Source organism: Rummeliibacillus sp. G93, from assembly GCF_023515935.1.
In the GTDB taxonomy this organism is placed as follows: domain Bacteria; phylum Bacillota; class Bacilli; order Bacillales_A; family Planococcaceae; genus Rummeliibacillus; species Rummeliibacillus stabekisii.
In genome coordinates this window covers 441,821-460,219 of the sequence record NZ_CP097314.1, presented here as the reverse complement: position 1 = coordinate 460,219, position 18,399 = coordinate 441,821, and the positions used below count along the sequence as shown (strand labels likewise).

Annotated in this window: 18 protein-coding genes; 7 read left to right on the top strand and 11 right to left on the bottom strand. The window is 38.1% G+C overall.

The features are described 5' to 3' along the window. Positions 1-80: 80 nt before the first annotated feature. Entirely contained in the window at positions 81-1,109 is a 1,029-nt protein-coding gene (locus M2M59_RS02275) for a DUF5011 domain-containing protein (RefSeq protein ID WP_249775347.1), read from the top strand. A 457-nt stretch (positions 1,110-1,566) separates the two neighbouring features. Here the strand turns inward: M2M59_RS02275 and M2M59_RS02270 are convergent, their stop codons facing one another. The 3 genes from M2M59_RS02270 to M2M59_RS02260 form a co-directional block, all read right to left on the bottom strand. Continuing rightward, complete coding sequence (locus tag M2M59_RS02270; protein WP_249775346.1) at positions 1,567-2,436, bottom strand: DNA-3-methyladenine glycosylase family protein; 870 nt, start codon at positions 2,434-2,436, stop codon at positions 1,567-1,569. A gap of 169 nt (positions 2,437-2,605) precedes the next feature. Further along, a complete protein-coding gene (locus M2M59_RS02265) occupies positions 2,606-3,451 on the bottom strand; it encodes an aldo/keto reductase (RefSeq protein ID WP_147195246.1) in 846 nt (281 codons plus the stop codon). Positions 3,452-3,473: 22 nt separating this feature from the next. Further along, a complete protein-coding gene (locus M2M59_RS02260; protein ID WP_249775345.1) occupies positions 3,474-4,667 on the bottom strand; it encodes an MFS transporter in 1,194 nt (397 codons plus the stop codon). A 201-nt stretch (positions 4,668-4,868) separates the two neighbouring features. Between M2M59_RS02260 and M2M59_RS02255 the strand changes: the two genes are divergently transcribed. Continuing rightward, the gene (locus tag M2M59_RS02255) at positions 4,869-5,240 is read left to right on the top strand and encodes a winged helix-turn-helix transcriptional regulator (protein ID WP_147195695.1); all 372 of its coding nucleotides are present in this window, start codon (positions 4,869-4,871) and stop codon (positions 5,238-5,240) included. A gap of 177 nt (positions 5,241-5,417) precedes the next feature. On the opposite strand, the gene M2M59_RS02250 is transcribed toward M2M59_RS02255, so the two are convergent. Further along, positions 5,418-6,113 (bottom strand): coiled-coil domain-containing protein, encoded by a 696-nt coding sequence (locus tag M2M59_RS02250; RefSeq protein WP_249775344.1) that lies wholly within the window; start codon positions 6,111-6,113, stop codon positions 5,418-5,420. 462 nt (positions 6,114-6,575) lie between these two features. On the opposite strand from M2M59_RS02250, the gene M2M59_RS02245 reads away from it, so the two are divergent. Then, positions 6,576-6,752, top strand: coding sequence for a hypothetical protein (locus tag M2M59_RS02245; protein ID WP_184117525.1), 177 nt, complete (start codon positions 6,576-6,578; stop codon positions 6,750-6,752). Between the two features lie 159 nt (positions 6,753-6,911). Here M2M59_RS02245 and M2M59_RS02240 read toward each other — a convergent pair whose 3' ends face one another. From M2M59_RS02240 to M2M59_RS02210, 7 genes are all read right to left on the bottom strand, one after another. Continuing rightward, a complete protein-coding gene (locus tag M2M59_RS02240) occupies positions 6,912-8,618 on the bottom strand; it encodes a M20/M25/M40 family metallo-hydrolase (RefSeq protein ID WP_249775343.1) in 1,707 nt (568 codons plus the stop codon). A gap of 135 nt (positions 8,619-8,753) precedes the next feature. Then, positions 8,754-9,494, bottom strand: a complete 741-nt coding sequence (locus M2M59_RS02235) for an IclR family transcriptional regulator (protein ID WP_249775342.1) — start codon at positions 9,492-9,494, stop codon at positions 8,754-8,756. 88 nt (positions 9,495-9,582) lie between these two features. Next, positions 9,583-10,998, bottom strand: a complete 1,416-nt coding sequence (locus M2M59_RS02230; RefSeq protein ID WP_249775341.1) for an alanine/glycine:cation symporter family protein — start codon at positions 10,996-10,998, stop codon at positions 9,583-9,585. 190 nt (positions 10,999-11,188) lie between these two features. Next, positions 11,189-11,404 (bottom strand): DUF2922 domain-containing protein, encoded by a 216-nt coding sequence (locus M2M59_RS02225; protein ID WP_249775340.1) that lies wholly within the window; start codon positions 11,402-11,404, stop codon positions 11,189-11,191. A gap of 20 nt (positions 11,405-11,424) precedes the next feature. Then, positions 11,425-11,643, bottom strand: a complete 219-nt coding sequence (locus M2M59_RS02220; protein ID WP_147195256.1) for a DUF1659 domain-containing protein — start codon at positions 11,641-11,643, stop codon at positions 11,425-11,427. Between the two features lie 111 nt (positions 11,644-11,754). Further along, the gene (locus M2M59_RS02215) at positions 11,755-13,065 is read right to left on the bottom strand and encodes an aldehyde dehydrogenase (protein WP_249775339.1); all 1,311 of its coding nucleotides are present in this window, start codon (positions 13,063-13,065) and stop codon (positions 11,755-11,757) included. A gap of 501 nt (positions 13,066-13,566) precedes the next feature. Continuing rightward, positions 13,567-14,316 (bottom strand): SDR family NAD(P)-dependent oxidoreductase, encoded by a 750-nt coding sequence (locus M2M59_RS02210; RefSeq protein ID WP_249775338.1) that lies wholly within the window; start codon positions 14,314-14,316, stop codon positions 13,567-13,569. 364 nt (positions 14,317-14,680) lie between these two features. Between M2M59_RS02210 and M2M59_RS02205 the strand changes: the two genes are divergently transcribed. From M2M59_RS02205 to M2M59_RS02190, 4 genes are all read left to right on the top strand, one after another. Next, complete coding sequence (locus tag M2M59_RS02205; protein WP_147195261.1) at positions 14,681-16,111, top strand: GntP family permease; 1,431 nt, start codon at positions 14,681-14,683, stop codon at positions 16,109-16,111. 65 nt (positions 16,112-16,176) lie between these two features. Next, entirely contained in the window at positions 16,177-16,893 is a 717-nt protein-coding gene (locus tag M2M59_RS02200; RefSeq protein ID WP_249775337.1) for a CoA transferase subunit A, read from the top strand. Beyond that, a complete protein-coding gene (locus M2M59_RS02195; RefSeq protein WP_147195264.1) occupies positions 16,884-17,534 on the top strand; it encodes a 3-oxoacid CoA-transferase subunit B in 651 nt (216 codons plus the stop codon). Before M2M59_RS02200 ends, M2M59_RS02195 begins: the two co-directional genes overlap by 10 nt. 31 nt (positions 17,535-17,565) lie before the next feature. After that, on the top strand, positions 17,566-18,351 hold the full coding sequence (locus M2M59_RS02190; RefSeq protein ID WP_249775336.1) for a 3-hydroxybutyrate dehydrogenase: 786 nt from the start codon (positions 17,566-17,568) through the stop codon (positions 18,349-18,351). Positions 18,352-18,399: the final 48 nt, after the last annotated feature.

Here is an 18,399-nt window from a genome sequence, read left to right as displayed (position 1 = left end):
TTAGAGTTCTCTAAACCACCAATACCTCTCTACTCATCTCAAAACAATTCATTAAATAAAACAAAGTAAGGAGAATTAGCATGAAGAAATTTTTAAGCGCACTATTTTTTGCAGTAACTGCTTTGATTGCAGCTACTACTGCTTCTGCAACATCCATAAATGTTGTAAATGAATTAGAAAACAACCATGAAGAAGCAACAGCACAACTGGTTGAAGGCAATACAAAAGTAAATGGCTATATGGACGAGGAAAGAGATTATTATCGAATAGAGCTAACAGAAACAACTGCTATTGACTTCACTTTTAATAATATTGATAGTATAAATGGTTTTAAGTGGTCTATTTATTCCGCTAATGATTATAATTTTCAAAATATTAATAATGATACACACATTAACGTAGCTTCTTCAACAAAAACAAAACTGGTATTAAAACCAGGAACCTACTATATCGAAATATCCAACAATGTTTCTCAAGGAAGCTATACATTACAAATGAATAAAAAACTATATCACTTAACAGATTTAAGAGGGATGGGCTCTTCATCTAATCCTTTTTTATTAGAAAATAATACAATAGTAAACGAAGTTTCTTCTTCTTATGATGACGATATAGATTATTATCAAATTGAATTAAGCAAAAGAAGCCGAGTTACGTTAACGATTTCTAATACAGATCACCAAAACGGTTTTAACTGGTACATATACCCAAGGACAAAGGATTACTATTTTAATCATATTAATGAAAATACACACGTTAACCTAAATACATCAACAAAATTTTCGAGCATCTTAAGTCCAGGAACTTACTATGTCCGTATTCAAAATGAAGATTATGTTGGACGTTATACATTAAAAACATTAATAAATTCTGATATCCAAAAACCTGTCTTTAAGGGCATTTCCAACAAAATCATTAAGCGTGGCCAAGCCTTCAGTACAACTAAGGGCATTTCAGCAATTGATAACAAAGACGGTAATATCACGAAGAAAATTAAGATTTCTGGGAAAGTAAATTCAAAGAAAAAAGGCATTTATACACTTACTTATACTGTAACTGATAAAGCAGGTAATAAATCAATTGTTAAGCGGAAAATAACTGTAAAATAATTATATTTTTGAGTTTACAGCACCCTCTGTCAATTCAAATTAAGATGAGCAAACTATGATAAGAATAAGGCTAAAGAGAGCGTGTATTGAAATGATAGTTCAATACACGCTCTCAACTTTTAATTTATAATTAAACACATGCTTTGATCCGATAAAATGAGCGATTACTTTATGCATCTTCTATGCAATATTCACATTTCCAATAATAGCACGATACAATTTCCCTCTTATTCACCTGTAAAGCAAATTCATAGAAACAATCTTAGTAAAAAGATTTTTTTCCAAGGTCAGTTATCCCACAGTTGGAGATTTGCACGGGCTTACTTCTTCAGCTCATCCTACAGGGATTTCCGCCTTACCAAGAATTTTACCTAAATATGCTAATACTTATATACCTTATAAAATATAATAACCAGCATTATCCAAGATGGTTTACTAAAGCAATCTAAAATTAAAACTATGTCTCAATACTCCGCCATAGATAAAGGGAGGCATAACTTAAATAAGGAGACCATGGCTTGCTGTACTTTTCCATCTCATCCATTGTCGGCTTCTGTGGGAGGTTGTACCATTTTTTGATAGCGTTCTGGATACCGATATCAGCTTTAGGAAAATGATTAGGACGACCAACGCCGAACAAAAGAAAGTTTTCAGCTGTCCATCTGCCGATTCCTCGGATTTTTATAAGCGTATTCATGATTTCTTCATCAGGCTGTTGAGCAAGCGCCTCTAAATCTAAATGCCCCTCTGCAATTGTTTTAGCAAGGCCAATAACATATTCTGCTTTCCTCGTACTAAATTGGAGTGCTCTCAGTTCTTCTACAGTCAGTAGCGCCACTTCTTCTGGCGTTGGATAAAACCATACGCCGTCTAGTTGCATACCAAATGTGTGTACAAACCGTTCCGTCAATGTATGGGCAAAGGCAAGATTTAGTTGCTGATGAATAATACATTTAACCAAGCAGTTAAAATAATCAAAATCAAGCACAATTGCCGTTCCCCGATGCTCTTCAAAAAGATCACGAAGGTCAGTGCCTGCAAAATGTGTAGCAATCTCGTGTAAAGATTCATTCCAACGGAAAATCCTTCTCACGTGGCGAACTGCTTCCTCTCTAAATTCTTCTTTTCCCCCTTGAATACTAAATGCCGGTTCATCTACCGTGCCAATCCCTTGAACCGTAACCACCATAGGCTCACCCTGTAACCGTAGGGGCACTTTTATTCTACGTTCCGACAAATCAACCTCATGCAGAGGATCTAATGCCAGCCTACTCAATACCAAATCAAAATTATACGGACCTTGAATGTTTACATTTTCCGTCCACATGCCCATTCACCCTTTGTTATTTTTCTTCGATTATAGCATTTATATGGAATATATTGCTTGAATGCTATAGGGGTCACATTACTTTACTAAGACAAATGTGAAAAGCTTCTAGAAATTAAAAAAGTGCAGAGAAAGAAGTATCTCTCTGCACTCTGAATCCGTCTATTCATTAAAAATCAAAGTTATCTGGATCTGGACCTACACGATGGTTTTGGTTTAATCCATCGATTACTTCCAATTCTTCTTGTGTTAATTCAAAATCAAATAAATCTACATTTTCAACAATACGGTGTTCTTTTGTTGATTTTGGAATGGTCATTACACCATTTTGCAAGTCCCAACGTACGATGATTTGGGCAACTGATTTATTATGTTTCGCTGCAATTTCTTTTAGTACTTCATTATCTAACAACTGACCTTGCATTAATGGTGACCATGCTTCAAGCTGAATGTTGTTGTCTTGGCAGAATGCTTTCAACTCTTTTTGAGTTAATCGTGGGTGAAGTTCTACTTGATTGATCACCGGTTTAATTTCTGCATCCTTCATTAAATCTTCTAAATGATGAACTTGGAAGTTACTTACGCCGATTGCTTTTACGCGTCCTTCTTTATAAAGAGTTTCTAACGCTCTCCATGCATCCTTATATTTACCTTCCACTGGCCAATGAATCAAATATAGGTCTAAATAGTCTAAGCCTAGTTTTTTCAAGCTTGTTTCATAAGCAGCAAGAGTTGATTCATACCCTAAATCTTCATTCCACACCTTTGAAGTGACAAATAAGTCTTCTCTTGAAATACCCGCTTCTTTTAACCCTTCTTGAATCCCTTTGCCCACACCTTCTTCGTTTCCATAAATCGCTGCAGTATCAATACTGCGGTAGCCATGTTTAATAGCTGTTTTTACGGCATTTACCAATTCTGGGCCTTCCTCCACTTTAAAGACGCCTAGTCCTAGCCAAGGCATTTTCACACCATTATTCAAAGTAGTTGTATCTTGTAAATTTTTTGCTGTCATTTGTAAAACCTCCACAATTTGATTATATTTTACTCTCTTGATCTTTTCGTTCCAATGATTTACTAATTCCTGTTAATACTGCTGCCACGACAACCATGATTGCACCAATCCATGGTGTATGGATAAGTCCTATTGAGTCAGTCACAAGGCCTCCTACATAAGAGCCTAGTGCAATACCGGCATTAAATGCAGCAATATTTATCGCAGAAGCAACATCCACCGCACTAGGAACAAAGCGCTCTGCCAGCATAACAACATATACTTGCAATCCCGGCACATTCATAAAGGCTAAAAGCCCCATCAAAATAATTGTGATTAATCCAGCAACTTTATATGGTGCTGTAAAATTCAAAACAAATAGGATGATGGCTTGTATAATAAACATATAGAACAGTGCGCGAATTGGATTTTTATTCGATAGCTTTCCACCAACCATGTTTCCAATCGCAATCGCAATACCGTAAACTAACAAAATAACAGCTACTGTTCCTTCTTTAAAACCAGTAATATCCTGAAGCAATGGTGATAAGAAAGTAAATACCACAAATGTTCCGCCATATCCCAGAGCTGTAATGATGAATACAAGCAATAGTCGTCCGTTTGTTACAAGTTTAAGCTGATCGCTAAAGCTTGTTTTGATTCCTTTTTTCAAATTAGATGGAACCAGGATGCTATTTGCTATGAAAGCAATGACCCCTATAATGACAATGGTAATAAAGGCTGCTCTCCATCCAAGCTGCTGTCCAATAAAGGTTCCAAATGGTACACCCGTTACTGTAGCTACCGTAAGTCCGGTAAACATAATTGAAATCGCGCTAGCTCTTTTATTTTCCGGTACTAAATCGGCTGCAATAGTCGAACCGATTGACATAAATACCCCATGTGAAAATGCGGCGATAACGCGTGCTACTAGCAATAATCCAATCGTTGTAGAGCTAGCTGCAAGTGTATTCCCGATAATAAAGACAACCATAATCCAAAGCAATAAAGTCTTCTTTGACATTCCTGATGTCAAAGATGTTAATATAGGAGCACCGAATGTTGCCCCTAAGGCATATAAAGATACCGTTAAGCCTGCTGTCGTAACCGGAATACTTAAATCATTTGCAATAAGGGGCAGTAACCCGACACTAATGAATTCAGTTGTTCCAATCGCAAAAGCACTCACTGCTAATGCAAGCAAAGCTAACGTACTTTGTTTTTTGCCTAAAGCCATAATATCTCCTCCTTCATTTTTTATATAAATAGAAACTTTCTTTTCGGATAAGATTTACGAAAGAAAGTATAGTATCAATTGGCTGGCAAATGTTATTATGGTATATATCAATCACAAAGAAAAGTACGCACTTTAAAGTTCTATAGAAACATAAAAGTATCATAGGAACCTTTTAGTACCTATAAGGAGGATAAATAAAAGATGCAAAAGAAGAAATATAATATATCTGTGGAAGCCACATTAGAAGTCATTGGAGGCAAGTGGAAATGTGTGATTCTTTGCCATCTGACTCACGGCAAAAAACGCACAAGCGAATTAAAGCGGCTCATGCCAAACATCACACAAAAGATGCTTACCCAACAGCTTCGTGAACTAGAAGAGGATGGTGTAATCAACCGAATCGTCTACAACCAGGTACCACCAAAGGTAGAATACGAACTCAGTGAATATGGCCAAAGCTTAGAGGGCATCCTCAATTCACTATGTTTATGGGGAGAAAGCCATTTAACAAAAGTATACGGAGATAAATTTTCTGTTTTAGAAGATAGTGTGTTGAATGATCAACTGAAGTAAAAGATCCTATTTGTTTTCAAGCTAAATTTGATTAGATATAGTTGCCCAATTGTACTGATTCGGTCTTTAAGACCTCAGTAACAATTGGGTTTTTTCATTATCTATTCGTTAAGAAAAATAAAAAAACTGCCTTATCCAAATAGATAAGACAGCTATTTTTTATAAGGAAGCTCTAACCTAATCAGCAGCATTTAGACTGATCTGCTCCTGTACGTTTAATTCATCCTCATTTTCAGTTTCGTTATTGGTAACATTTTCGGTTGTAGCAGTAGTTTGTTTAACACTCTCTGCAAGAGATCCTTGTACAGTGGTCATTTGTTCCTTCAATTTTTCTAGTCGATTAGATTTATATTCACTATGTACACCGCGTTTTGCATCAATCTTCATTTCACTTTCTAGTGAAACCTTTTCACGAGAAAGCGTACGTCCCATTCGTGACAGTGTTTTAGTTTGCTCTAATGAGTCTGCTTTAGAAAAAATAGACTCCTCTGTAGTTTTGGGTGCTGACTCTTTGGACTCTGGGGTTTTATTTTCCAGCTTCCCTTTTTGCTCTTGAGCAATCTGTGCATCAATATCAGAGATTTGCTTTTCTAAGGCTTTCATTTGTTCTTTCAAACTAGATAGATCATTTCCTTTATCAAGTGCTCGTTCAGTTAGCTTGTTTTTCTGCTCTAAAATATTTTCACGTTGTTTCATTAAGCTCTCAATAAGGGAGCTTTTTTTGTTATGGCTACCAAACAATTGACGAGCCTGTACACCAATTGAAATAGAGTCTTTTGGTTGCTCTTGCTTTTGTTGTTGCATCTCCTGATTTTTCATCACGGTTACATTCGCGTGAATAAAATTCACTTTATGTTCTACCTGTATTTTCATCTCGAAGCCCCCCCTAACACAATCCTTATCTCATTCGTTATATCGGCAAAATATTGAGTAAATACAGTCACTTTACATGAATTGGGTGTTTTATGCCATGAATGGTTATTTGGCTGCTAAAAAATTTAGTAGTTTGAAGGATTTGAGAGGTAAATTTAGGGTTAAAACATCTTTGATTCTTGTAAATGTATTTAATAACTATGTTCGGTAATCGCAAATTACTAGGAAATGATTTTTCGCTTCCATCTTCACCAATCTAGAGACTACAGTCGTATATATGCCTATATTTTGCTCATTCTCTTTTAATTTTCTGATTGTATAACATACTTTAAAAATCCTATTCCATTTTGTCCTCTTGCTTCTTAAAACTGTAATATTAGTTAACTAAATTTAACATTTAAATTCATTAAAAATGGTTTATAATAATTAAAAAAATTAAGCTTGCGTTGGGGAGTAGAAACAATGGATAACGAAATGTATAAGTCATCAGATCTTAATCCAAATGAAGAACAAAAGTCTCAAAAAACTGACGAAAATGAAATTTTAATTTCTATAGAAGAAACCATAGCCCAAAACAGAAAAATATTAGCGGAAAATCGTGAAATCTTACCAAGTTATCGAGATTCTTCACTTTCTTAATTTTTTATGTTTTGTAAAACGAGAAGCGGGCTTTTATAGCAAAAAATAAAGTGCAGACTCCTTTTAAACGTGGAGTCTGCACTTTATTTATTTAAGCTCCTTTAATCACATTCTTATCATTTCCTAGAGCCACCACAATACCGATCGAATCCGGAACTCTTAGATTCCAATTGGTTCCTCATACTGTCTTTCTGACAAATCAGGCGCTGATAATTTTTTTTTTAATAAATTCAGTGCCATAGTGCGAATCACTATCGGTAAAACATGGAATGTATATGGTTTATACACTCGCTCTGTCCATTTATGGCCATCTTTTCCGTATACCCCAACGTTAATAGACGGTATATTTAATCCGCGAATCTCGTTAACTGGCACAGGGTAAATAGAATCCCATTCAGGGAAATTATTGATTAATGAGCTAAGCTCCTCATCACTTTCATGCAAGGATAGGAAACTGCCATCTGCTAAATACGGGAAGAATTTTTTTAAGGCAAATGTTTCGCCCGTTACCTGTTCCATTTCTACTAACGTTTCTTTTACCGATTTTAGAATCTCTGCATCCCGTTCATTGGATTGGTTCAAATAGTTGTGCGGCAAATAAGGAGGTGCAAAGAAAATGATGACTCTTGGTTTTTTATACGGATCCCAGTTCTGTAATTCCTCAACGATTTTAAAGCAAAGCTCCCTGGCCTCCATCTCTTTGTTTTCTCGCTGCACTTTTTTGGCCACTTCATAAGCAGGAATGCCTTGTGCCACTAATTCCTTCATAAAGTCAGCTAAGCTCGTCACTTCTAAATGCCACGACAGCTTTTTACCAGGCAATCCAGTTCGTTTCAAGAATTCTTCGTATTGCTTAGATAAATGAGCTTCTACGTCTACACATGCATCTGTAGCAATCGCAATCAACTTATCCATCACTTCTTTTGCAGAAAGCTCAAATAAGAAGTAGTTAAAATATAGGTAACTGCTTGTTGCAGTCTGTACTGAATAAAACTTCTTTGTATCTCTTTGTTGTAAACATGTTGGGGGGAGTGTCATTTCCCCTTCAATATTTTCAGCCAGCTCCAGATTATTATGGATTCGGCGTGTCAGTTCTGCTGCTACAAAGTTGGGGTCCACACCTGATAGCGTATCTCCTACATGTGCCTCGCGTCCGTAAATATAAAAGCTCGGAAGAATTTTACCAGCAGCACCCGTATAAATATAGCGGTGCGGATCATTTTCATAGAGAGGCGTAATGAAATCATCATTAATAGCTGAGATAAATTCCAGCCCATGCTCTTCTTTTAAACGCTTCAACTCTGGAATAGCTGAGATGATTCCTTTATGCTGGGATTCCTCATCAGGATTGAACATAAGAAGAATGTTCCCGGCCAGTTCTTCAGCATGTTCAGAAAAATAAAGAACATTGGCTAAATGGACAGCAGCTCCACTCTTCATATCGACAGATCCTCTTCCAAACATCCAATCGCCAGAATTTGCATCCATTTGGACATCTTTATCCAGTTCATATGTTTTGAAAAACTGTTCGATTTGGTCAGGGTTAAAGGCATCCTGTTTCAAATGTCCAAAATCCTCAATGCCCACTGTATCAATATGCGAATGGAAAATAACTGTATTCGTAGAGCTTCCCTTCCCTTTTACCAAGGCAAAAATATTTTTACGGTAAGGATCGTTCGGGACTTTTTTCTCCCAAACTTGATTAGGGTTTTGAATAAAGTAAGGAAAACTTTGAAGAATCTCCTTGAGAGAATCAGCGATAGCTCCCTCTCCAGATGTTCCGTTCACGCTATCTATCCCGACAAGCTGTCTTGTCAAAAATTCAACTTGTTCAGGCAAAGTCATTTCTTTTAATTGTTGATACATACCCATCCCTCCAATGTTTTCTGCATTATGGAAACGCTTTCTATTTTATTTATATTCATAATATATAATATTCAAATAAGTTTGTCATTATTTTTTTCACTAAAAAAATCCCTTGATTAACTCAAGGGATTCCCATCAATAAAATCTTCCTATACGATTTGAGATTTGCTCCGCAGCCACTTTTACTTTTTCTACTAGCTGTGGAAGACTCTCCTCTGTTATACGAAAATCAGGGCCATTAATGCTTACTGCAGCTAAAACCTTATTGCCGTATCCAAAAATGGGCGCTGCAATAGATATAGTGCCTTCCGTACGCTCCGAATTACTCATCGTATACCTATTCCGGCGTACTTCTTCTATCGTTTCCTTTAATTGAATGGTTTCTTCATCTGTCAAACCTAGCTTTTTTATAATATCTGCTCTTTCTTCTTCCTTCAAAAAGGACAAGATGGCCTTGTTGGGTGCCCCGACATTCAATGGACTGCGAATACCCAAAGTTTCAGCGATTCGAACCTTTAAGGGACTGTCCACTATTTCAATTGTCATCCCGAAATTCCCATCTTGAATGTTTAAGTAAATACTTTCTTTTACGTCCAGTGCCAGGTCTTCCATAATCGGACGAGCTACATTTCTATAATCAATACTTTCAAGCACTTGTAAACCAACTTCCATCCAAAGAAGGCCTATTTTATAATGCTTTGTGTTAGGATTTTGTATAACAAGACCATGATCAATTAAGGAGTTTAATAAACGATGCATTGTACTGATTGGCAACTCTGTGCGTTTTGATAGCTCAGAAATGGACCATTCATTTCGATGCGGATCTGATCTTAAAATATGAATAATTGACATGGCACGGTCAATCGATTGAATCATGGTATTCTCCTATTCTTAAAAAAATAGTTATTGAATCTATTATACTATTCCCCTGAATAGGAAAACAACAATCGACAGACTTTAACGACTATTCCGCCTTTTCTAATGACTGTTCTGGCTGTGAAAGCTGGACTTCCTCCATGTAGTTTTTCTTTTTATAGATACGTGTAAAGTAATCTTTTGTAATCTCTTTCACCTCACCGCCTAAGAATAACAGGGCGATAATGTTCGGCAAAATAACAAGAGCTAAAAGAATATCGAGGAATTGCCAGACAAACTTTAATCCGCCAATTGCACCGACAAATATGGCTCCAACATATACAAAACGCATTACTTTTGAAAAGAATGTACCAAATAAATATTCCGCTTGTTTCTCTCCGTAATAGATGATAACCACCACAGTCGATAACACAAAACAAAAGAGTGCAATGCTCATGATAATGCCAGCTAACTGGTCACCGAAAACTTGTCCCCACGCCATCGTCACCATGTTTGAAGCCTGTTCAGAAGGAACTTTCTCCCATTGCCCTGTACAAAGAACAACGATAGCCGTCATTGTACAAATGATGATGGTATCAACGATTACTTCAAAAACACCCCAGAACCCTTGTTTTGCAGGATGATCAGTTTTAGCGGTTGCATGTGCAATAGGTGCTGTTCCCATTCCGGCTTCATTTGAGTAGGTTCCTCTTGCAAGTCCCCATCGAATGGCAGCTGCAATACCAGCTCCACCAAATCCACCTGCAGCAGCTATCGGTGTGAAAGCATGTTCAAAAATTAAAGCGAATATTGAAGGTATAGCAGATACATTGGCAAAGACTACAATTAAAGATCCAATTATATAAATGCCCACCATAAAAGGAACAAACTTCTCTGTAATTTTACCGATTCTTGAAATCCCACCAAAAACAATAATGCCAATTAACACCATAACTAGTAAGCCCGTAATGATAGGCGAAATATGAAACGCACCAGAAATGGTTGTGGAAAGTGAATTGGATTGCACCATTGTGCTTGCTACAATTTCGAGCATTAAAGCAAAAGCGAAGAATGAGGCTACCGGCTTCCATCCCAAACCTTTCTCAATATAATACATGGGTCCCCCAACCCATTCCCCTTCTTCATTTTTCTCCCGATATTTTACTCCTAGCACAACTTCAGAATATTTAGCAGCCATTCCTATTAATGAGACAACCCACATCCAAAATATTGCCCCTGGTCCCCCGAATGCAATCGCTACAGGCACACCAATAATATTTGCCGCACCTACAGTTGAAGCTAACGCAGATGTAGCCGCTTGAAATGGTGTTAATGTTCCCTCAGATGCATCAGATTTGCTAAGAATTTTCCCGAAGGTTTGACTGATAATATGAGGCATATAACGAAACTGAAAGAAACCTAATTTAAAAGTAAGATACAGCCCCCCACCTAATAGCAAAAGCATCATCGGAAGTCCCCATATAAAATCAGTAATACCTCCAATAAGATTCATAAACTTGTCCAAAATTATTTCCCCCTTTGTGAACGCTTACAAAAATACAAATGTTTCCGTAATACGGAAATACTTTCTATAATAAAATTATATCAAAGGGAAATATCAATTGTATACACATTTCTAAAATTTCTAAAATAGATATTCTTATATTCAAAAAAGCTGTTCCATCTATATTTGATAGATGGAACAGCTCTGCTATTTATGCTTCTAATTCAGTTACAGTCCGCTCAACATAACGGGCACTATCTATTTCCGCTAAGCGTTCCCCTTTTATCTCAAACACGCCTTTTTCAATGATGGTGTTCATCACATCATACACCTCTTTGGATGATAGCCCTTCTTTTGGCGCATCAATACTCATTGAATAGCCTGTTCCCTTCGAGATTTGGAATTGAAGCTGCAATACTTTTGACATTCATTTTCCTCCTTTTCATATTATTGTTGAATGCTTTCTTGCATTAGGATCCCTGTGCCAATCCATTCGTGTTCGAAAAGACTTGCAAGTGCTGTACCTACAGCTGCCAAGTTTTCTAATTGTGCATCTCGCGCTACATTTTGAAATGCTTTTGTTTTTTCGATCATTTGTCCTTGCGTATTCACGCCAGTAGAGAATTTAATGCGAAGTGTACCTTTTTCAAATGTTTTCGTTGCCATGTTGCTCACCTCCCTTTCATTCACTACATAGACTAAACTTCGAAAAAGAGGACAAGTATTTATAAAAAATGAAAAAAAGCACCAACCCAAAGGTTAGTGCTTTTAAAACCATTATTTAGCTCGATTTAACTTCAAAATGGATTTATAGTGTGTAAAGGTATCAAAGCTACCTTGTCCATGATAAGATCCCATACCACTCTCACCTACGCCCCCGAATGGCAGGTAAGGTGTAGCTAAATGGGAGATGGTGTCATTGATACAGCCGCCACCAAATGAGATATTTCCTAGAACAGTGTTTTCTACTTCTTCGTCTTCTGTGAATAGGTATAGTGCAAGAGGTTTTGGTCTCTCTACGATTTTGTGGATTACCTCTGTTAAATCATCGTACTCGATGACTGGAAGAATCGGTCCAAAAATTTCATCTTGCATGACCGGATCTTCCCACTTGATGTCGTCTAATACAGTAGGCGCGATAAATAGGCTGTCTTCCTCTGTATCGCCTCCTACTACTCGTGTCCCATTGTCTAGGAAAGCGGACAGGCGGTTGAAATGTCGATCATTAATAATGTGTGTGAAGTCAGGATTTTTGGATACATCTTCTCCAAACATCTCCTTAATTTGTACTTTCATCTTCTCAAGGAATTCATCTTTCACACTCTTGTGAATTAGCAAGTAGTCTGGTGCTACGCAGGTTTGACCGGCATTAGAGAATTTCCCTTTAGTAATGCGCTGAGCTGCAGTATCGAGATCTGCATCCTCATGGACAATACAAGGGCTCTTTCCGCCTAATTCCAGTGTGACAGGTGTTAAATGTTTTGCAGCTGCTGACATGATAATCTTCCCAACACCCGTACTTCCGGTAAAGAAGATATAATCGAATTTTTCTTTTAATAGAGCTGTACTTGTTTCTGCTTCACCTTCTACAACCGCAATGTATTCTTCTGGGAAATTTTCTTGCACCATTTTTGCAAGCACTCCTGAAGTAGCAGGCGTGAATTCTGATGGTTTCAGCACAGCACAGTTGCCGGCGCAAATCGCACCGATTAATGGCGCAACCGCTAATTGGAATGGATAGTTCCAAGGCGCAATAATTAAAGCCAAACCATAAGGCTCTGGGTACAGCATACTCGAAGCATTACCAAAAACCTCTGGCGTTTGTGCTTCTTTCGGCTTAGCCCACGTATGCACATTATCTAAGATATATTTGATTTCGTGTAAAACGAATCCAATTTCAGTACGATAACCCTCTTTTTCTGACTTATTCAAGTCCTTACGCAAAGCTGCAAGTATTTCATTTTCATACTTCTTCATTGCGTCTACAAGTTTATTTAATGTCTCTACGCGAAACTCGACATCCTTTGTTTTTCCTGTACGGAAAAAAGCCCGTTGTCGTTCGACAAGACCTTGATAATTTTCTGACATGATTATTCTCCTCTCAAACAAACTATACTTATTTGATGCAAAACCAGATTTCCTGCTTTTATTAATCCATAATTCTAAGCAAATATAGATATTATCATTTTTAAGTATAAAAAGTATTATATATAATATACCTTCAATACACTAGTATACTGAATCGTGATTCTGCATTCTTTACTCTTCCCGAAAAAAAATATATCATTCAGCTGAACCAAATACCTTTGATTACCCGCTTCTTACTTTTTAAAACAGAACAGTGAATGAAAAATGTGAAAAGCTCACCAATTTTTGTGGATATTTTATTTATGAACGACATGCATTTAAGACTTATGTAAGGTTTCAGCGATAAACATTTGTAGAGCGGTTGTAAATGGCCCCGCGACGGTGGTAAACGAGTTCTCCGCGGTTGTAAATCATCGCAAATAGGTGGTAAGTTATTCCACCCACAACGGCAGAAAAAATCCCTTCTCCAGTAGAAAAGGGATTTAAGCTATCTTTAAATTATTAAACTGCAGTATATCCACCATCAACCAGCAAGCTTGCTCCTGAGATAAAGGATGCATCATCACTTGCTAAGAAGAGAACAGCTTTTGCAACTTCTTCCGGTCTGCCCAAACGGCCGATTGGATGGAGGTCAATCAATTCTTGTTTTGCTTCTTCTGGCATGCCAGCAAGCAATGGAGTGTCGATATAACCTGGGTTTACATTATTAATGCGAATGCCTTTTGCTGCATATTCAGAGGTTGCCGTTTGTGTAAGCAATTTTACGCCGCCTTTTGAAGCTGCATATGCACTGACTCCTGGCTTCCCTACAAATCCATGGATGGAATCATTATTAACAATGGCGCCGCCTGTTTCTTGTTTTAACATTTGCGCAAGGGCGTATTTATTGCAAAGGAAAACCCCATTAAGGTTGACATCGATTACCTTCTTCCAATCAGCATAGTTCATTTCATGAACAAGCGTTGCTGCGCCAATTCCTGCATTGGCAAAAAGGACATCTAAGCTTCCATATTTACTCACAGTCTCTTCGACTAAACGTTGTACTTCTTCCTCTTCTGTTACGTTTGTTTTCATAAACATAGTTTGGTATCCATCTTGATTTAATTGATCCGAAAGTGCTTGTCCTTTATCAGACATGTCGGAAATCACAACATTCGCTCCTTCTTTCGCGAACTCTACTACCGTAGCTTCCCCGATACCACTTGCTCCACCAGTTACAATAACTGTTTTTCCTTTAAAACGATCTGCCATTTCGATTCCTCCCTTAGAAATGATTTAACTTTTCGTCATTATTATAGCACTTTCCAAAAAAGCTAAACCGTCTGAAGTATTGCATTGGAAAGAATTTCATTATTTCTAATAGCAGTTATCATTCCGTAATATCGGAAAATTCCACTTTTACGGAACGCTTCTAAAATGAAAAATCCGATAATCCGGAAATTTAGAATTAATTTGCAAATTACACCGTAGAATTCTCAGTAATTAAGGGATTTGCTTAAACAGATGTTTTTGGCATGATTCTTGCAATTAAATTAAGCTGAAGGGGATTTTTCAAAAAAGGAGGATGTATTTTTTTGCAAACGCTTTCTTACAAATAATAATAAGGGGGATTTTCATGGATTTAATTGTCATACTGTTGGCGCTTGGTTTATTAATGTTTGTTGCTTACCGTGGATTTTCAGTTATTTTATTCGCGCCTATTTGTGCACTTTTTGCTGTTTTATTAACAGAGCCTAGCTATGTATTACCTTTCTTCTCTGGCGTTTTCATGGAGAAAATGGTCGGTTTTATAAAATCTTATTTTCCTGTCTTCTTACTTGGAGCTATTTTCGGCAAGGTTGTGGAAATGTCTGGCCTTGCAGAATCCATTGCCAAAACGATTGTTAAATTAATCGGTGCCAAAAGAGCGATTCTTACCATCGTTTTATTAGGAGCTATTTTAACATATAGCGGCGTTAGCTTATTTGTAGTTGTTTTTGCTGTTTATCCATTTGCAGCACAGCTGTTTAGAGAAGCAAATATTCCGAAACGCCTTATTCCGGGGACCATCGCATTGGGAGCATTTTCTTTCACGATGGATGCCATTCCTGGTACCCCGCAAATCCAAAATGTTATTCCGATTTCTTTCTTTAAAACGGATATTTATGCTGCACCTACGTTAGGAATTCTTGGCGGACTATTTGTATTAATTTTTGGATTGCTTTATTTAGAATCCCGCAGGAAAAAAGCAGCCAAAGCTGGAGAAGGCTATTATGGCTTCGAAACAGAAACGGCTGCTACTCTTGAAACGATGAAGGAAGAGCCTGCTATCAAATTTACGGCAAATCAATCTGTACTCCGGCAAATCTTTGCCTTTGTACCTCTGATCCTTGTCGGTGTAATGAATAAAATTTTCGTCACTTATATTCCGAAATGGTATCCAAACGGCTTCGACTTTTCAAAAATCGGACTAGATTCATTTGGTGTAGTTGATACGTCAGCAGTTGCGGCTATCTGGGCTGTAGAAATGGCGCTTGTTGTTGGGATCTTTGCCACCATTCTATATGACTGGAATCGAGTAAAAGTAAACTTTAAAGAAGGCTTAAATGCAAGTATCAGCGGTTCTTTACTCGCGACCATGAATACTGGTGCAGAGTACGGATTTGGTGGAATTATAGCTGCTCTTCCAGGATTCTCAGCTATTAGTGGTGGGATTTCTCATACCTTCACGAATCCGCTCGTAAATGGTGCGGTAACAACCTCCACACTTGCCGGTATCACTGGCTCAGCATCTGGCGGCATGGGGATTGCTTTAAGTGCCATGGCAGATAAATATAATCAGATGATTGAAGCGGCCAATATTCCGCCTGAAGTGATGCATCGCGTTGTCGCTATGGCATCTGGCGGCATGGATACACTGCCTCACAATGGTGCAGTCATTACTCTCCTTGCCGTTACAGGTTTAACGCATCGCCAAGCTTACAAAGATATATTTGCTGTAACAATCATTAAAACAATTGCCGTTTTCTTCATCATTGCGCTTTATTCTTTAACAGGCATTGTATAAATCTTTTGGAAGGTTACTAGTTTCTATTATGCTAGTAACCTTCATTTGAAAGGGAGACTTCTAAAATGAGTAAAATCAATGAAAGCTTTGTATCAGCCATTCTAGAGATACAAGATGGTGCAACCATTATTGTAGGGGGCTTCGGCCTATCCGGCATTCCAGAAAAATCAATCCTCGCGCTTCGAGATAAAGGTGTAAAAGACTTAACCATTATCAGTAATAATTGTGGCGTGGATGATTGGGGACTTGGCCTATTGTTAGCAAATAAACAAATCAAGAAAATGATTTCCTCTTATGTTGGGGAAAACAAGATCTTTGAACAGCAATTTTTAAGTGGTGAGCTAGAGGTAGAACTTGTTCCTCAGGGCACTTTAGCAGAACGTATCCGAGCGGGTGGCGCTGGAATACCTGGCTTCTATACAGCAACTGGTGTTGGCACGAAAATTGCTGAAGGTAAAGAACACAAAGAATTTGATGGAAAGACGTATATCCTTGAAAGAGGCATTACAGCTGATTTTGCTCTTGTAAAAGCATGGAAAGCAGACACTCTCGGGAATTTGGTATACCGAAAAACAGCACGCAATTTCAATCCTCTGGCTGCTATGGCCGGAAAGGTAACGATAGCTGAAGTCGAAGAAATTGTAGAACCAGGTGAACTCCAACCGGATCAGATTCATACACCTAGCATTTTTGTACAAAGGCTCTTACAAGGCAACGGATATGAAATACGGATTGAACGTAAGACAGTACAAGTGGAGAAAGGAGATTTTTCATGGACGTAAGACAAAAAATTATTCAACGGGCTGTATTAGAAATAAAAGATGGTATGAATGTGAATTTAGGCATTGGCATACCTACTCTGCTTGCTAATGAAATTCCCCCTTCCATCAACGTGTTGCTTCAATCTGAAAACGGGCTGCTAGGGATCGGTCCTTACCCTACCCCCGCTGAGGTAGATCCAGATTTAATTAATGCAGGAAAGGAAACTGTAACAGCTGTGCCCGGTGCTGCCTTTTTTGATAGCGCAGAATCATTTGCCATGATTCGCGGCGGTCATATTGATTTAGCTATCCTTGGCGGTATGGAGGTTTCTGAAACTGGCGATCTTGCCAACTGGATGATTCCAGGGAAGATGGTAAAAGGAATGGGCGGCGCGATGGATCTTGTGAACGGTGCAAAAAAAGTAGTCGTGGTTATGGAGCACGTCAATAAGCATGGCGAATCAAAAGTAAAACAAATATGTACCCTTCCTTTAACAGGTAAGAATGTTGTGCATTGTTTAATTACGGATTTGGCTGTTTTTGAATTCACTTCAAGTGGAATGGTATTAATAGAACTGGTGGATGGCGCCACCTTAGAAGAAGTACAAGAAAAAACGGAAGCTTCTTTTACCGTGAGCCCACAACTGCTTATACATCAATAATAACAACTACAGAAAAACGGAGGGAACGAACATGGGAATGTTATTAGAAGGAAAAACAGCTTTGATTACGGGAGCAGCAAGCGGCATCGGCCTTGAAATTGCGAAAGTTTTTGCCAAGGAAGGTGCAAAAGTAGCGATTTCTGATTTGAAGGAAGACGCGACAATCACAGTAGTCAATGAGTTGAAAGAACAAGGATTTGAGGCGATTGCCGCTCCATGTGATGTAAGTGATGAAGAGGCATTTGCAAAAAGCATTGAAAAAACCTATCAAGCCTTTGGACGGATAGATATCTTAATTAACAATGCAGGCCTGCAACATGTATCAAATATCGAAGACTTTCCAACAGCGAAATTCAAGCAAATGATCGATGTCATGCTTACAGCGCCGTTTGTGGGAATCAAGCATGTATTTCCTATTATGAAACAACAAGGATTTGGCAGAGTCATTAATATGGCTTCCATCAACGGACTGATTGGTTTTGCAGGAAAAGCTGCCTATAATAGTGCAAAGCACGGTGTCATCGGATTAACCAAAGTAGCTGCATTAGAAGGAGCAGAGCAAGGTATTACTGTAAATGCTCTATGTCCGGGCTATGTAGATACGCCATTAGTACGTAATCAACTTTCAGACCTAGCGGCAACTCGCGGTGTCGAGCTGGATAAAGTGATGGAAGACGTACTCTTCCCATTCATTCCTCAAAAAAGACTGCTCACTGTAGAAGAAATAGCGGATTACGCTGTCTTCTTAGCCAGCGATAAAGCAAAGGGTGTTACCGGGCAAGCAGTGGTTCTTGACGGTGGCTATACTGTTCAATAAGAGAGCCTATTACCGCATGAAGATACTCCCTTTCATGCGGTTTATTAC

Bases quoted from the DNA above. Each gene is read 5' to 3' on its own strand.
- M2M59_RS02275 (WP_249775347.1), top strand. From the start codon at position 81: ATGAAGAAATTTTTAAGCGCACTATTTTTTGCAGTAACTGCTTTGATT.
- M2M59_RS02270 (WP_249775346.1), bottom strand. From the start codon at position 2,436: ATGTGGACGGAAAATGTAAACATTCAAGGTCCGTATAATTTTGATTTG.
- M2M59_RS02265 (WP_147195246.1), bottom strand. From the start codon at position 3,451: ATGACAGCAAAAAATTTACAAGATACAACTACTTTGAATAATGGTGTG.
- M2M59_RS02260 (WP_249775345.1), bottom strand. From the start codon at position 4,667: ATGGCTTTAGGCAAAAAACAAAGTACGTTAGCTTTGCTTGCATTAGCA.
- M2M59_RS02255 (WP_147195695.1), top strand. From the start codon at position 4,869: ATGCAAAAGAAGAAATATAATATATCTGTGGAAGCCACATTAGAAGTC.
- M2M59_RS02250 (WP_249775344.1), bottom strand. From the start codon at position 6,113: ATGAAAATACAGGTAGAACATAAAGTGAATTTTATTCACGCGAATGTA.
- M2M59_RS02245 (WP_184117525.1), top strand. From the start codon at position 6,576: ATGGATAACGAAATGTATAAGTCATCAGATCTTAATCCAAATGAAGAA.
- M2M59_RS02240 (WP_249775343.1), bottom strand. From the start codon at position 8,618: ATGTATCAACAATTAAAAGAAATGACTTTGCCTGAACAAGTTGAATTT.
- M2M59_RS02235 (WP_249775342.1), bottom strand. From the start codon at position 9,494: ATGATTCAATCGATTGACCGTGCCATGTCAATTATTCATATTTTAAGA.
- M2M59_RS02225 (WP_249775340.1), bottom strand. From the start codon at position 11,404: ATGTCAAAAGTATTGCAGCTTCAATTCCAAATCTCGAAGGGAACAGGC.
- M2M59_RS02220 (WP_147195256.1), bottom strand. From the start codon at position 11,643: ATGGCAACGAAAACATTTGAAAAAGGTACACTTCGCATTAAATTCTCT.
- M2M59_RS02215 (WP_249775339.1), bottom strand. From the start codon at position 13,065: ATGTCAGAAAATTATCAAGGTCTTGTCGAACGACAACGGGCTTTTTTC.
- M2M59_RS02210 (WP_249775338.1), bottom strand. From the start codon at position 14,316: ATGGCAGATCGTTTTAAAGGAAAAACAGTTATTGTAACTGGTGGAGCA.
- M2M59_RS02205 (WP_147195261.1), top strand. From the start codon at position 14,681: ATGGATTTAATTGTCATACTGTTGGCGCTTGGTTTATTAATGTTTGTT.
- M2M59_RS02200 (WP_249775337.1), top strand. From the start codon at position 16,177: ATGAGTAAAATCAATGAAAGCTTTGTATCAGCCATTCTAGAGATACAA.
- M2M59_RS02195 (WP_147195264.1), top strand. From the start codon at position 16,884: ATGGACGTAAGACAAAAAATTATTCAACGGGCTGTATTAGAAATAAAA.
- M2M59_RS02190 (WP_249775336.1), top strand. From the start codon at position 17,566: ATGGGAATGTTATTAGAAGGAAAAACAGCTTTGATTACGGGAGCAGCA.